The sequence below is a fragment of the Mesorhizobium sp. M4B.F.Ca.ET.214.01.1.1 genome, assembly GCF_004791545.1.
Classification (GTDB): Bacteria; Pseudomonadota; Alphaproteobacteria; order Rhizobiales; family Rhizobiaceae; genus Mesorhizobium; species Mesorhizobium abyssinicae.
This window is the reverse complement of sequence record NZ_SRUX01000012.1, coordinates 89,295-102,858: the sequence shown is the minus strand read 5'-3', so window position 1 is coordinate 102,858 and position 13,564 is coordinate 89,295. Positions and strand designations below refer to the sequence as shown.

The following is a 13,564-nucleotide window of genomic DNA, read 5'->3' as shown; positions in this document are numbered from 1 at the left end:
CGGGCGAAGCCCAAGCTCGCCAATTGGTAGAGCAAAGCGGAAGCGGTGGGAACAGGAAGGAGGGGATTTCAGCCGGCTATTCGGCTTTGCCGCAGTAAGCCTCAAGCCGGTACCCGTCAGGGTCTATGACGAAGGCGGCATAGTAGTTGTCGCCATAGGCGGCGCGCAGGCCAGGCGGGCCATTGTCGCCGCCGCCCTCACGCAACGCAGCCGCATGGAAGGCATCGACGCTCTTGCGCGTCGGCGCGGCGAAACAGAAATGCAGGCCGGACTCCGTGTCGGCCGAAACCGGCCGCGCCGCTTCATTCACCCAGAGCGCCACCGCATCGGCGCCATAGCCGAGCGAGCCGGGCGACTGGCTGAGACAGCTATAGCCGAGCGGTTGCAGCACGGCATCGTAGAAGCGCTTCGAGACAGTCGCGTCGCGAACGCCGAGCGAGATGTGGTCAAGCATCGTTTTCTCCGTTTTTGCAATAAGTTGGCCGATCAGCCTTGAGTCGTGCGGCGGGCGAGGAATTCGACCTCGAGCCGCCAGGTGGCGCCGCCGTCAGGCGAGCGCTCGCCGAGCCAGCGGAACGAATTCTCGGTGATGCGCGAAAAGCTCCAACGCACCGACGCGCCGGAGCCATCGGCGCCGATCTGCACGATCGTATCGCCCTCGGCGCGGCCGAGTTGCCGGCTGTAGTATTGGTTACGGGGATCGCTCCAGAAGATGTGCCAGGCATCGACCCCGGGATCGTAGACGCGCAGCGTCGTGCCGTAGAACGTCCACGCGCCGAGGGATGTCTGCACACCAGTTTTGCGCGCGGGCAGGATCCACACATCCTGGATCGCCTTGCCCTCCAGAACCCAGCCGAAATGCACCTCGCCACGCCCGGTAAGAACCGTGCCATCTTCGAGATGGCGCGTGGCGTCGAACGTCCAGGCGCCGACGAAGCGGCCATAGAGCTCCAGCTTTTCGGCTAGGTCGGCGTTTGGGCCGTCGCTGTGCAGGGCCTCGGTGAAGGGATCGGTCATGACTGCTGCCTCGTTTGTCAGGAGAGGACGAGCAATAACGGCCGGACACGGTTCTGCGCTTGGGGAAAATTGCTATCTTTCCGGCCATGACGACACGCGACAAGGAAATTGCCTTCGGGCAAGGCTGGCAGGTGTCGGACGTCATATGCACCGCCGGCGCGGGCGACAGCCCATTCGAGGAGGAGCATCGCGGCTTTTGTGTCGCCGCGGTGACCGAGGGCACTTTCCGCTACCGGACGCGCGAAGGCACGGCGATGCTGGCGCCCGGCGCGATCCTGCTCGGCAATCCTGACACCTGCTATGAGTGCGGGCATGAGCACGGCGCCGGCGACCGCTGCCTCTCCTTCCATTTTTCGCCGGCCTACATGGAACGCGTTGTTGCCGGCGTGCCTGGCGCCAGGCGGCTTGGCTTCACCGGCCCGCGCCTGCCGCCCTTGCCGGCGCTCGCGCCGCTGCTTGCTGAAGCGGAGGCCGCGCGGGAGACAGGCGATACCGATGCATTCGAGGAAATCGGCCTGCGCATCGCCGGGGCGGTGGTCACGGCGAGTTCGGATGCCGCCGATGCCGGCCGCGCGCCGGGCCGGCGCGACCAGAAACGCGTCGCCGAGGCGGTGCGGCTGATCGAACTCGATGCAGGCCGCCCGCTGTCGCTCTGCGACCTCGCCAGCAGCGCGGCGACCAGCCCCTATCATTTCCTGCGCACCTTCCGACAGGTGGCCGGGATGACGCCTTACCAGTTCCTGCTCAGGACCAGGCTGCACAGGGCCGCCGTGCGGCTGCGAACCTCCGACACGGCGATCTCGACGATCGCCTTCGACGCCGGCTTCAACGACCTGTCGACTTTCAACCGCCGCTTCCGGCGCGAGATGGGAGAAGCGCCCGGCGCCTACCGCGCGGGCCGAACGGGCCGCCGCTGAGGACACCCGCAAGGCCGCCAACGGGGCCGGTTCAGCGTATTTGCGGTTCCCGCTCGATGAGGCGATCGGTTGCGAACCAGCCGCGGCGGCTGCAAAACGCGCCGTGGCCATATCGTCGCAATCAGCGGTATCCTTTTGAAATTGCCGTCAAAATTGTCTCTGGAAAAGCGCCATGAAGATTGGAGTTTCGGCGCCGCTTCCTATATAAGCAGCAAGTGATTCCCGACTGGATTGTGACCTGATTTGACCGACCAGAAGACACCGCGCGGGCCGGACGGCGGCCCCAACGGCATCGAGCCGATTTCGATCATCGAGGAGATGCAGCGCTCCTATCTCGATTACGCCATGAGCGTGATCGTCAGCCGCGCGCTGCCCGACGTGCGCGACGGCCTGAAGCCGGTGCATCGCCGCATCCTCTACGCTTCGCATGAGAGCGGCTACCACTGGAACCGCAAATATGTGAAGTCGGCGCGCCCGGTCGCCGATGTGATGGGTAAATACCACCCGCATGGCGACGCCTCGATCTATGACGCCCTCGTGCGCATGGCGCAGGACTGGTCGCTGCGCGTGCCGCTGATCGACGGGCAGGGCAATTTCGGCTCGATCGACGGCGATCCGCCGGCGGCCATGCGCTACACCGAGTCGCGTCTGACCAAGGTCGCGCATGAATTGCTGGAGGATATCGACAAGGAAACCGTCGATTTCCAGGACACTTACGATGCGTCGGGCAGCGAGCCGAAGGTGCTGCCGGCGCGCTTTCCCAATCTGCTGGTCAACGGTTCCGGCGGCATCGCCGTCGGCATGGCCACCAACATCCCGCCGCACAATCTCGGCGAAGTCTGCAACGGCGCCATCGCCCTCATCGACAATCCGGCCATCGACCTGCCGGCGCTGATGGAGATCGTGCCCGGGCCGGATTTCCCGACCGGCGGCATCGTGCTTGGCCGTTCCGGCATCTACAGCGCCTATTCGACGGGGCGCGGCTCCATCGTCATGCGCGGCCGCGTCAACATCGAGGCCCGCGGCAATGACCGTGAATCGATCGTCATCACCGAGATTCCCTATCAGGTGAACAAGGCCTCGATGATCGAGAAGATGGCCGAGCTGGTGCGCGACAAGCGCATCGAAGGCATTTCCGACATTCGCGACGAGAGCGACCGCCAGGGCTACCGCGTCGTCGTCGAGCTGAAGCGCGACGCCGTCGCCGACGTCATCCTCAACCAGCTCTATCGCTTCACGCCGCTGCAGACCTCCTTCGGCGCCAACATGGTGGCGCTGAACGGCGGCAAGCCGGAAGTGATGACGCTGATCGACATGCTGAAGGCCTTCGTCAGCTTCCGCGAGGAGGTGATCAGCCGCCGCACCAAGTATCTGTTGCGCAAGGCGCGCGAACGCGCCCACGTCCTGGTCGGCTTGGCCATCGCCGTCGCCAACATCGACGAGGTGATCAAGCTGATCCGCACCGCGCCCGATCCGCAGACGGCGCGCGAGCAGTTGATGGAGCGGCGCTGGCCCTCCGGCGACGTCGAGTCGTTGATCCTGCTGATCGACGACCCACGCCATCGCATCAACGAGGACGGCACCTACAACCTCTCCGAGGAACAGGCACGCGCCATCCTCGAATTGCGCCTGCAGCGCCTGACCGCGCTCGGTCGTGACGAGATCGCCGACGAGTTGAACACGATTGGTGCGGAAATCATTGATTATCTTGATATTTTGTCGTCTCGCGCACGCATCCAGCAGATCGTCAAGGACGAGCTGATCGCGGTTCGCGACGAGTTCGGCACACCGCGCCGCACCGAGCTCTCGGACGGCGGCGCGGACATGGAAGACGAGGACCTGATCCAGCGCGAGGACATGGTCGTCACCGTCAGCCATTCCGGCTACATCAAGCGCGTGCCGCTGTCGCTCTACCGGGCGCAGCGCCGCGGCGGCAAGGGCCGCTCCGGCATGTCGACCAAGGACGAGGATTTCGTCACCCGGCTGTTCGTCGCCAACACGCACACCCCGGTGCTGTTCTTCTCCTCGCGCGGCATCGTCTACAAGGAAAAGGTGTGGCGCCTGCCGATCGGCAACCCACAGTCGCGCGGCAAGGCGCTGATCAACATGCTGCCGCTGGAGCAGGGCGAGCGCATCACCACCATCATGCCGCTGCCCGAGGACGAGGCGAGCTGGGGCGAGCTCGACGTGATGTTCGCCACCACGCGCGGCACCGTGCGCAGGAACAAGCTGTCCGACTTCGTCCAGGTCAACCGCAACGGCAAGATCGCCATGAAGCTGGAGGAGGAGGGCGACGAGATCCTCGGCGTCGAGACCTGCACCGACAATGACGATGTGCTTTTGACCGCGAATTCGGGCCAGTGCATCCGCTTTCCGGTCAGCGACGTGCGCGTCTTCCAGAGCCGCAATTCTGTCGGCGTGCGCGGCATTGCCATGGCCGACACCGACCGCGTCATCTCCATGTCGGTGATTGAGAATGTCGACGCATCGCCGGCCGAGCGCGCCGCCTATCTCAAGCGGGCGGCGGCGGAGCGGCGGCTTGCAGCCGGTGTGGCCGGCGAGGAAGAAGAGATCGCGCTGACCAACGAGGAGATCGGCGAGGAGGCGGAGCTTTCCGACGAACGCTACGAATTCCTCAAGGAGCACGAGCGCTTCGTGCTGACGGTGACGGAATATGGCTATGGCAAGCGGTCGTCGTCCTACGACTTCCGCCTGACCGGGCGCGGCGGCAAGGGCATCCGCGCCACCGACGTGTCGAAGGTGGCCGAGATCGGCCAGCTCGTGGCGACCTTCCCGGTCGGCAATGATGACCAGATCATGCTGGTTTCGGATGGCGGCACGGTCATACGCGTTCCGGTCTTCGGCATCCGTTTTGCCAGCCGCGCCACCAAGGGCGTCACCATCTTCAACACGGCCGAGGGCGAGAAGGTCGTCTCGGTGGAGCGGATTTCAGAACCGCAATCGGACGAGGAAGAGAGCGCCGAAGGCGAGACGGACGCCACGGACGCCGCTCCCGATACCGCCGAATAGGCCTTAAAACGGCAACGCCGGCCAGACGGCCGGCGCAATCAGGACTGTCGCCGCAATCAGGCGGGTCGAATTCAGTAGTGGCGGTAGGGTTTGCGGGCTTCGAAGCGCCGCGTGTTCGTCTTGGCGCGAACGCGCACGGCTTCCTGATGCAGGCCGAACGCGGTGGCGATCAGCATGGCGACTGTCATTGCGGTGGCTAGCATGTAGATCAGCATGTGCGTGTTCTCCTGCGCCTAATAACGGATAGATGGGACTTTGGTTTCATCTCCTGAAGCGGCAACCTAGTGAACGCTACGTGAAACGTTGCTGATCGTCGCATTCATCTGTCGTTCACGTCTGCGAAAAGGTTCACGGATGCCTGATCAATCGGATTTGCCTTCCGTCCGCGCGCCCGCTAGAAGCCTGCCATGACCGAACGCATCGCCCTTTACGCCGGCTCCTTCGACCCGCTGACCAACGGCCACCTCGATGTGCTGAAGGCCTCGCTCGCCGTGGCCGACATCGTTTATGCGGCGATCGGCATTCATCCCGGCAAGAAGCCACTGTTTTCCTTCGAGGAACGGGTGAAGCTGATCGAGGCGGCGACCAAGGCCGAGTTCGGCCGCGACGGTGCCCGCATCAAGGTCGTGGCGTTCGACGGTCTGGTCATCGACGCGGCAAGGCGGGAGGGCGCCTCGATCATGATCCGCGGCCTGCGCGACGGCACCGATCTCGACTACGAGATGCAGATGGCCGGCATGAACGAGACCATGGCGCCGGAACTGCAGACGGTTTTTCTGCCCGCCAGCCCGTCGGTCAGAACCATTACCGCCACACTTGTCCGCCAGATAGCCTCGATGGGAGGCGACATCCGCCCCTTCGTGCCGGCGGCCGTCGCCGGGGCGCTGACAGCAAAATTCGCGAAATAGTGCATGTCGCCCAAAAGTGGATGCCGGTTTTGGGGTGACGACATGCACCAAACAAAAGATCTTCGGAGAAATACCATGCAGCTGAGGAAGCTCGCTACGTTCCTTGTCGTGCTGGCCGGTCTCGTGACCGCCTCGGTCTCGGCCTTCGCCGCCGATCCCGAAAACACCATGATCATCACGCTGAAGGATGGCGACGTGACCGTCGCGCTGCGCCCCGATCTGGCGCCCAAGCACGTCGCGCAGATCAAGAAGCTGGTGCGCGAGGGCGCCTATGACAATGTCGCCTTTCACCGCGTCATCGACGGCTTCATGGCGCAGACCGGCGACGTCAAGTTCGGCAACATGAAGAAGGGCTTCAACCCCCAGGCCGTCGGCACCGGCGGTTCCGACCTGCCGGACCTGCCGGCCGAATTCTCGCAGACCGAGCACTACAAGCGCGGCGTGGTCGGCATGGCCCGTTCGCAGGATCCGAATTCGGCGAATTCGCAGTTCTTCATCATGTTCGCGCCGGCGTCGTCGCTCGATGGCCAGTACACCATCGTCGGCAATGTCGTCAGCGGCATGGAGCTGGTCGACAACATCAAGAAGGGCGACGAGGCGGACAACGGGACCGTCAGCGATCCTGACCGGATGATCAAAGTGCGCATCGCCACCGACAAGTAAATCTGTTTTTTCAAAAGGATATCTGACATGGCTGAGATCAAGGACCGCGAGAACGCCCTCATCATGGAAACGACCAAGGGCCAGGTCGTCATCGAACTGTTCCCCGACCTGGCGCCCGGCCATGTCGCCCGCATCAAGGAGCTGGCGCGCGAAGGCGCCTATGACGGCGTTGTCTTCCACCGCGTCATCGACGGCTTCATGGCGCAGACCGGCGACGTCAAGTTCGGCAATTCGAGCAAGCCCTCTTTCGCGCCTTCGCGCGCGGGCATGGGCGGTTCCGACAAGCCGGACCTGAAGGCCGAGTTCTCCAACGCCAACCATGGCCGCGGCACGTGCTCGATGGCGCGCGCCCAGAACCCGAATTCGGCGAACTCGCAGTTCTTCATCTGCTTCGATGACGCCTCCTTCCTCAACCGCCAGTACACGGTTTGGGGCCAGGTCCTCGAAGGCATGGACAATGTCGACAAGATCAAGCGCGGCGAGCCGGTGCAGGACCCCGACAAGATCGTGTCGCTGAAGGTCGCGGCCGACGTCAAGTAAAGGCGGCATAACGATGATGGGCGCCGTCTGGTCCCTGCTTGGCATCCTGTCCGGCGCCTTCATCGCCGTTCAGGCGCCCATCAATTCGCAGCTGGCGCGCGGCCTGGGGCTCCCGGTCGCGGCGGCTGCGTTCTCCTTCCTGTCGGGCGCGGTCGTGCTCGGCGTCATCGCTGTCGTCGTGGTGAAGCTGCAGGGCATTTCGCTCGACTGGAAGGCGCCGGCGCCATGGCTGTTCATCGCCGGCGGCATGCTCGGCGGCTTCTACGTCACGCTCTCGACCATTCTCACGCCGCGCATCGGCGCCGCCGCGCTGATGGCGTTCCTGGTCGCCGGCCAGCTGCTGGCCGGCATGCTCATCGACCGTGCCGGCTTCCTCGGCGTGGCGGTGCGCGAGATCTCGCTCGGCCGCATTGCCGGCGCCGTGTTGCTGCTCGCCGGAGCGCTGCTCATCCGGCTCTTCTAATGCGCGTCGACCTCTTCGACTTCGACCTGCCGGAAGCGTGCATCGCGCTGCGCCCCGCCGAGCCGCGCGACAGCGCCAGGATGCTGGTCGTCAGGCCGGGGGAAGGGCTGGCCGACCGTACGGTGCGCGACCTGCCGTCGCTGCTCGGCGACGGCGACGTGCTCGTCTTCAACGACACCAAGGTCATTCCGGCGCAGCTCAAGGGCATTCGCAGGCGCGGCGAGGCACAGGCGCAGGTCGAGGCGACGCTGCACATGCGGGTGGCGCCCGACCGCTGGCAGGCCTTCATGCGGCCTGGCAAGCGCATCAGTGCCGGAGACCGCATCCATTTCGGCCATGACGCCAATTCCTGCTTCCTCGGCCAGCTCGACGCCACGGTGATCGAGAAGGGCGAGGCCGGCGAGGTTCTGCTCGGCTTCGATCTCTCCGGCCCGTTCCTCGACGAGGCGCTGCACGCCGTCGGCCACATCCCGCTGCCGCCCTACATCGCCTCCAAGCGCGACGACGACGAGCGCGACCGCAGCGACTACCAGACCATCTACGCCAGGGAGGAGGGCGCGGTCGCAGCGCCCACCGCCGGGCTGCATTTCACGCCCGAGCTGTTTGCCGCTCTCGACGCCAAGGGGGTGGAACGCCGCTTCGTCACGCTGCATGTCGGCGCCGGCACCTTCCTGCCGGTCAAGGCAGACGACACCGCCGACCACAAGATGCATGCCGAGACCGGCTCTGTCAGCGCCGAGACCGCCGAAGCGCTCAACGCGGCAAGGACGCGGGGAGGGCGGATCGTCGCCGTCGGCACGACGTCGCTGCGCCTGCTGGAGACCGCCGCCAGGGAAGACGGCAAACTCGCCGCATGGTCGGGCCCGACCGATATCTTCATCACACCCGGCTACCGCTTCCGCACCGCCGACCTGTTGATGACCAATTTCCATCTGCCGCGCTCGACGCTGTTCATGCTGGTCTCGGCCTTCAGCGGGCTGGAGACGATGCGCGCGGCCTATGCGCATGCCATCGACAGCGGCTACAGGTTCTACTCCTACGGAGACGCCAGCTTGCTTTACCGAGCGGAGACGAGCGATGGACGATGATCTGGAACACATGGACCGCGACGCGCTGGTCGCGGAGGTGAAGAAATTGCGCGCCGGGATTCGCACCCATCGCGACTCCACCGGCCACGATCTCTGCTGGCATCACCCCGACCTCTGGGCCCTGCTGCCGGAACAGACCGAACCTGCCATCGCGGTGCCGCCCTGGGAAAAATTCATGCGCGGCTGCATCCGCTACCGGCAGTCGCTCGACGAGCAGGCACCCGGCGCGCCTGTGCACGACAAGGACTTCAATGGCTGAGGCTTTCTCCTTCAAGCTGCTTGCCACCGACGGCAAGGCGCGGCGCGGCGTGATATCGATGCCGCGCGGCGAGATCCGCACGCCGGCCTTCATGCCGGTCGGCACCGGCGGCACCGTCAAGGCCATGTATATGGACCAGGTGCGCGGCGTCGGCGCCGACATCATCCTCGGCAACACCTATCATTTGATGCTGCGGCCCGGCGCCGAGCGCGTGGCGAAGCTTGGCGGCCTGCATGAATTCGCGCGCTGGCCGCATCCCATCCTCACCGACAGCGGCGGCTTCCAGGTGATGTCGCTGTCCAAGCTAAGGAAGCTCTCGGAGAGGGGCGTCACCTTCCGCTCGCATATCGACGGCGCGCCCTACGAGATGTCGCCAGAGCGATCGATCGAGATCCAGGGCCTGCTCGATTCCGATATCCAGATGCAGCTCGACGAATGCACGGCACTGCCGGCCAAGCCGAAGGAGATCGAGCGCGCCATGGAACTGTCGCTGCGTTGGGCCGAGCGCTGCAAGACGGCCTTCGGCGACCAGCCGGGCAAGGCGATGTTCGGTATTGTCCAGGGCGGCGATATTGCCGATTTGCGCGTGCGCTCGGCGCAAGCCCTGAACGCGATGGATCTGAAAGGATATGCCGTCGGCGGGCTGGCGGTCGGCGAGCCGCAAGCGGTGATGCTGGAGATGCTCGACATCACCTGTCCCGAACTGCCGGCCGACAAGCCGCGCTATCTGATGGGCGTCGGCACGCCGGACGACATCTTGAAATCGGTGGCTCGCGGTATCGACATGGTCGACTGCGTGATGCCGACCCGCGCCGGTCGCCATGGCCTCGCCTACACGCGCCGCGGCAAGGTCAACCTGCGCAACGCCCGCCATGCCGACGATCCGCGCCCGCTGGACGAAGAGAGCGATTGCCCGGCCGCGCGCGACTATTCGCGCGCCTATCTGCACCACCTGGTGCGTTCGCAGGAATCGCTGGGGGCGATGCTGCTCACCTGGAACAACCTGTCCTACTACCAGAAACTGATGCAGGATATCCGCACCGCCATCCAGGCCGGCGCCTTCGAGGCGCAGGCGGCCGAGATTTCCGAGGGCTGGGCCCGCGGCGATATTCCGGTCGTCTGACCGGATCAGGTGCTCAGCGACGTCGACGCCCGCAGGCTGCAGCCGGTGATCTGAAAGCTGCCGTCAGGCTGCTGCTCCAGCGTGTAGACCGCCTCGTAGTCCTTGCCGTCGGGCCCGACGATCATCACCTGCTGGATGATCGAGGTCGGGCCCGTCTGCTCGACCTTGCCGAAGGCATAGCTTTGCGGCTTGCGCACCGGCGCGTAGCCGTTGGTCACCATGTTCATGAACATGTCGACGGTCGGGAAGACGCGTTTCACGTTCGGCGCGGCGAAACTGTAGGCCTTGGCGCCGTCATTGGCGACGAAGGCTTTCAGCTGGCTGTCGATGACCGTCTGCGCCGCCTTGATCTCGGCGTCGCCGGCGAAGGCCGAGGACATGAACAGGAATGGAATGATTGCGAATGCGAATAATGAGCGGCGCATGGCCTGTCTCCGTTGTCCCCGGGGGAAATCGCAGTCCGAAGATGCATCCTAACATACGCATGGCATCGCTTGGTGGTTTCAGCAGCTCGCAAGCATCAGCCATTCGGCGCTGCCGAGCAGCCAACTGTTGCGCATGGCCGGCTGATGCTTGAAAGCCGGGCGGCAGTCTGCCAAAAGGGCCGCTTATTCGCTCACAGGCTAGGCAGGACCGGGCAATGAAGGCATTTTTCGTGCAGATTAAGTGCGATCTCGGCAAGGCCTATGAGGTCGCCAGCGCGCTTGCCGATGCCGAGATCGCCTCGGAAATCTACTCGACTGCCGGCAATTACGACCTGCTCGCCAAATTCTATGTCGAGGACGACCAGGATGTCGGCCACTTCATCAACGAGAAGGTGCAGATTCTGCCCGGCATCAAGGACACCTTCACCATCGTGACCTTCCGCGCCTTCTGAGTCGCCTTTTGTCGTTTGCCCGGGAGCAAGGCAAAGCCTGACCCGGTCCCGTCGGCCCTGCCTTAATCTTGGGCAGTCCTGACATAACGACCGCCGTCACTCATCAAATCACCGATTGCGCTTGATTTTCTCCGGCGACGCCAGTGAAATGGTCTTACAGGGGAGTACGCGATTGGCAGCGTTCGATGAAATGCTTCCGGAAGTTTCCGGACTGAGAAGACCATATTCGGCTTATGATCGCTGGCTGAAGGAGCAAGACCCGGCCAGGCTTACCGAGAAAATGCAGGACGCCGAACGCGTCTTCCGCAAGACGGGCATCACCTTTGCCGTCTACGGCGAGCAGGAAGCCTCGGAGCGGCTGATCCCCTTCGACATCGTTCCGCGCATCATCTCGGGCAATGAATGGCGCCGCCTGACGCAAGGCATCGAGCAGCGCGTCCAGGCACTGAACGCCTTCCTCGACGACATCTACCACCGCCAGGAGATCCTGCGCGCCGGCCGCGTGCCCAGGGAACTGGTCGCCAAGAACGAGGCCTTCCTGCCTGAGATGATCGGCGTCAGGCCGCCCGCGGGCGTCTACACCCACATCATCGGCGTCGACATCGTGCGCATTTCGGAGAACGAGTTCTACGTTCTCGAGGACAATGCCCGCACACCCTCCGGCGTCTCCTACATGCTGGAGAACCGCGAGACGATGATGCAGCTCTTTCCCGAGCTGTTCCAGCAGATCAAGGTGCGGCCGGTCGAAAACTATCCGCAGCTGTTACGCCAGTCGCTGGCAGCGGTCAGGCCGCAAAGCACCAAGGGCGCGCCGACCATCGCCGTGTTGACGCCAGGCAGCTACAACTCCGCCTATTTCGAGCACGCCTTCCTCGCCGACCAGATGGGGGTGCAACTGGTCGAGGGCCAGGACCTGCGCGTCGTCGACGGCCACGTCGCGATGCGCACCACCGAAGGCTACAAGCAGATCGACGTGCTCTACCGCCGGGTGGATGATTCTTTCCTGGATCCGCTGACCTTCCGGCCGGACTCCGCGCTTGGCGTGCCCGGCATCATGGACGTATACCGCGCCGGCAACATCACCATCGCCAACGCGCCGGGCACCGGCATCGCCGACGACAAGGCGATCTATTCCTACATGCCGGAGATCGTCGAGTTCTACACCGGCCGCAAGGCGATCCTCGGCAACATCCCGACCTGGCGCTGCTCCGAGCCGGACAGCTTGAAATATGTGCTGGAGCACATCAACGAACTCGTCATCAAGGAAGTGCACGGCTCCGGCGGCTACGGCATGCTGGTCGGGCCGGCGGCGACCAAGAAGGAATGCCAGGATTTCGCCAAGAAGCTCGCGGCAAAGCCGTCGAACTACATCGCCCAGCCGACGCTGGCGCTATCGACGTGTCCGATCCTGACCGAGAAGGGCCTGTCGCCGCGCCACGTCGATTTGCGCCCCTATGTGCTGGTCTCCGACCGTATCCAGATCGTGCCCGGCGGCTTGACGCGCGTGGCCCTCAAAGAGGGCTCTCTGGTGGTCAATTCCTCGCAGGGCGGCGGGACGAAGGATACGTGGGTGCTGGATGATTGAGCTGAGTGAGTAGGGATTAGTGAGTAGGCAGTAAGCAGTAGTGTGAAAGCATAGGGGACTGGGAATGCCGTATTTCATTGAAATTCAAGCTCTTACTACTGCCTACTCCTTATTCCCTACTCACTAGCCCGAAGGGCCACTTCCCATGCTTCTCGGCCGCACCGCCAACGGGCTCTACTGGATGAACCGCTACATCGAGCGGGCCGAAAACATGGCCCGCCTTGTCGATGCCGGCCTGCGCATGGCGCTCACCCGTACGCAGAACGCGTCGGAAGAATGGAATTCCGTGTTGCTTAGCGCCGGATCCGACGTCGCCTTCACCCAGAAGTATCAGGATTATACCGCGGCCAACGTCTCGGACTTCCTGCTGCGCGACACCTCGAACCCGTCGAGCACGATGTCGGCGATCGAGACCGCCCGCAACAATGCCCGCATGGTGCGCACCGCGCTGACGCGCGAGACCTGGGAAAGCATCAACGAGGCCTGGATGTCGCTGAAGCGCATGCTGGCCAAGCCCATCGACGAACGCGACCTGCCGACCGTTCTCGACGCCATCAAGCGCGAGACGGCGCTGATCCGCGGCTCCTTCTACGGCACCATGCTGCGCAACGAGATCTTCGATTTCTCGCAACTCGGCACCTATGTCGAGCGCGCCGACAACACGGCCCGCATCCTCGACGTCAAATATTACGTGTTGCTGCCCTCGATCTCCTGGGTCGGCTCGACGCTCGACAACTATCAGTGGGAATCGATCCTGCGCTCGGTGTCGGCGCATCGCTCCTACCGGTGGGTCTACGATGCCGACTACAAGCCGACCAACATTGCCGACTACCTGATCCTCAACGTGCGCATGCCGCGTTCGCTCACCTTCTGCTACCGCTTCCTCGCCGAGCATCTGAAATTCCTGGGCGACGACTATGGCGAGCGCCACGCCTGCCATGCCACGGCCGAGAAGACCCAGGCGATGCTGCGGGCAGGCTCGATCAAGGATATATTCGACGCCGGCCTGCATGAATTCCTGGCCAACTTCATCCGCGACAACACCAGGCTCGGCGACGAGATCGCGCAGGACTACAGGTTCTATTGAGCTTCAT

The 13,564-nt window shown here is 64.0% G+C and carries 16 protein-coding genes; 12 read left to right on the top strand and 4 right to left on the bottom strand.

Annotated elements, in window-relative coordinates:
• Positions 1–76: 76 nt before the first annotated feature.
• Together EN857_RS23065 and EN857_RS23060 are read right to left on the bottom strand one after the other, a co-directional pair.
• Positions 77–454 carry a VOC family protein gene (locus EN857_RS23065; protein WP_127391936.1) on the bottom strand — a complete coding sequence of 126 codons (378 nt, stop codon included), beginning with the start codon at positions 452–454 and terminating at the stop codon, positions 77–79.
• A 32-nt stretch (positions 455–486) separates the two neighbouring features.
• On the bottom strand, positions 487–1,017 hold the full coding sequence (locus EN857_RS23060) for a hypothetical protein (protein WP_127391935.1): 531 nt from the start codon (positions 1,015–1,017) through the stop codon (positions 487–489).
• Positions 1,018–1,103: 86 nt separating this feature from the next.
• On the opposite strand from EN857_RS23060, the gene EN857_RS23055 reads away from it, so the two are divergent.
• Both EN857_RS23055 and gyrA read left to right on the top strand, forming a co-directional pair.
• Positions 1,104–1,934 carry an AraC family transcriptional regulator gene (locus EN857_RS23055; RefSeq protein ID WP_127391934.1) on the top strand — a complete coding sequence of 277 codons (831 nt, stop codon included), beginning with the start codon at positions 1,104–1,106 and terminating at the stop codon, positions 1,932–1,934.
• 243 nt (positions 1,935–2,177) lie between these two features.
• A complete protein-coding gene (gene gyrA, locus EN857_RS23050) occupies positions 2,178–4,964 on the top strand; it encodes a DNA gyrase subunit A (protein WP_127391933.1) in 2,787 nt (928 codons plus the stop codon).
• A 71-nt stretch (positions 4,965–5,035) separates the two neighbouring features.
• Here the strand turns inward: gyrA and EN857_RS23045 are convergent, their stop codons facing one another.
• Positions 5,036–5,179: a hypothetical protein gene (locus EN857_RS23045; protein ID WP_127285636.1), complete on the bottom strand. Its 144-nt coding sequence runs from the start codon at positions 5,177–5,179 to the stop codon at positions 5,036–5,038.
• Between the two features lie 192 nt (positions 5,180–5,371).
• Between EN857_RS23045 and coaD the strand changes: the two genes are divergently transcribed.
• The 7 genes from coaD to tgt all read left to right on the top strand — a co-directional run bounded on the left by coaD (position 5,372) and on the right by tgt (position 10,008).
• Complete coding sequence (gene coaD / locus EN857_RS23040) at positions 5,372–5,872, top strand: pantetheine-phosphate adenylyltransferase (protein ID WP_126054740.1); 501 nt, start codon at positions 5,372–5,374, stop codon at positions 5,870–5,872.
• A gap of 75 nt (positions 5,873–5,947) precedes the next feature.
• Positions 5,948–6,535, top strand: a complete 588-nt coding sequence (locus EN857_RS23035) for a peptidylprolyl isomerase (protein ID WP_127391932.1) — start codon at positions 5,948–5,950, stop codon at positions 6,533–6,535.
• 27 nt (positions 6,536–6,562) lie between these two features.
• Positions 6,563–7,075 (top strand): peptidylprolyl isomerase, encoded by a 513-nt coding sequence (locus EN857_RS23030; RefSeq protein WP_127285967.1) that lies wholly within the window; start codon positions 6,563–6,565, stop codon positions 7,073–7,075.
• A 13-nt stretch (positions 7,076–7,088) separates the two neighbouring features.
• A complete protein-coding gene (locus EN857_RS23025) occupies positions 7,089–7,538 on the top strand; it encodes a DMT family transporter (RefSeq protein WP_127285968.1) in 450 nt (149 codons plus the stop codon).
• Positions 7,538–8,626 (top strand): tRNA preQ1(34) S-adenosylmethionine ribosyltransferase-isomerase QueA, encoded by a 1,089-nt coding sequence (gene queA / locus EN857_RS23020; protein ID WP_135859267.1) that lies wholly within the window; start codon positions 7,538–7,540, stop codon positions 8,624–8,626. Before EN857_RS23025 ends, queA begins: the two co-directional genes overlap by 1 nt.
• Complete coding sequence (locus EN857_RS23015; RefSeq protein ID WP_127391931.1) at positions 8,616–8,885, top strand: hypothetical protein; 270 nt, start codon at positions 8,616–8,618, stop codon at positions 8,883–8,885. Before queA ends, EN857_RS23015 begins: the two co-directional genes overlap by 11 nt.
• Positions 8,878–10,008: a tRNA guanosine(34) transglycosylase Tgt gene (tgt, locus tag EN857_RS23010; RefSeq protein ID WP_127391930.1), complete on the top strand. Its 1,131-nt coding sequence runs from the start codon at positions 8,878–8,880 to the stop codon at positions 10,006–10,008. The genes EN857_RS23015 and tgt overlap by 8 nt, the downstream gene beginning before the upstream one ends.
• A gap of 5 nt (positions 10,009–10,013) precedes the next feature.
• Here tgt and EN857_RS23005 read toward each other — a convergent pair whose 3' ends face one another.
• Complete coding sequence (locus EN857_RS23005) at positions 10,014–10,433, bottom strand: DUF4864 domain-containing protein (protein WP_127285972.1); 420 nt, start codon at positions 10,431–10,433, stop codon at positions 10,014–10,016.
• 215 nt (positions 10,434–10,648) lie between these two features.
• Between EN857_RS23005 and EN857_RS23000 the strand changes: the two genes are divergently transcribed.
• The 3 genes from EN857_RS23000 (at position 10,649) to EN857_RS22990 (ending at position 13,557) form a co-directional block, all read left to right on the top strand.
• Entirely contained in the window at positions 10,649–10,885 is a 237-nt protein-coding gene (locus EN857_RS23000; protein WP_127391929.1) for an Lrp/AsnC ligand binding domain-containing protein, read from the top strand.
• Positions 10,886–11,057: 172 nt separating this feature from the next.
• Complete coding sequence (locus EN857_RS22995) at positions 11,058–12,470, top strand: circularly permuted type 2 ATP-grasp protein (RefSeq protein ID WP_187331400.1); 1,413 nt, start codon at positions 11,058–11,060, stop codon at positions 12,468–12,470.
• Between the two features lie 145 nt (positions 12,471–12,615).
• Positions 12,616–13,557 (top strand): alpha-E domain-containing protein, encoded by a 942-nt coding sequence (locus EN857_RS22990; protein WP_127285975.1) that lies wholly within the window; start codon positions 12,616–12,618, stop codon positions 13,555–13,557.
• Positions 13,558–13,564: the final 7 nt, after the last annotated feature.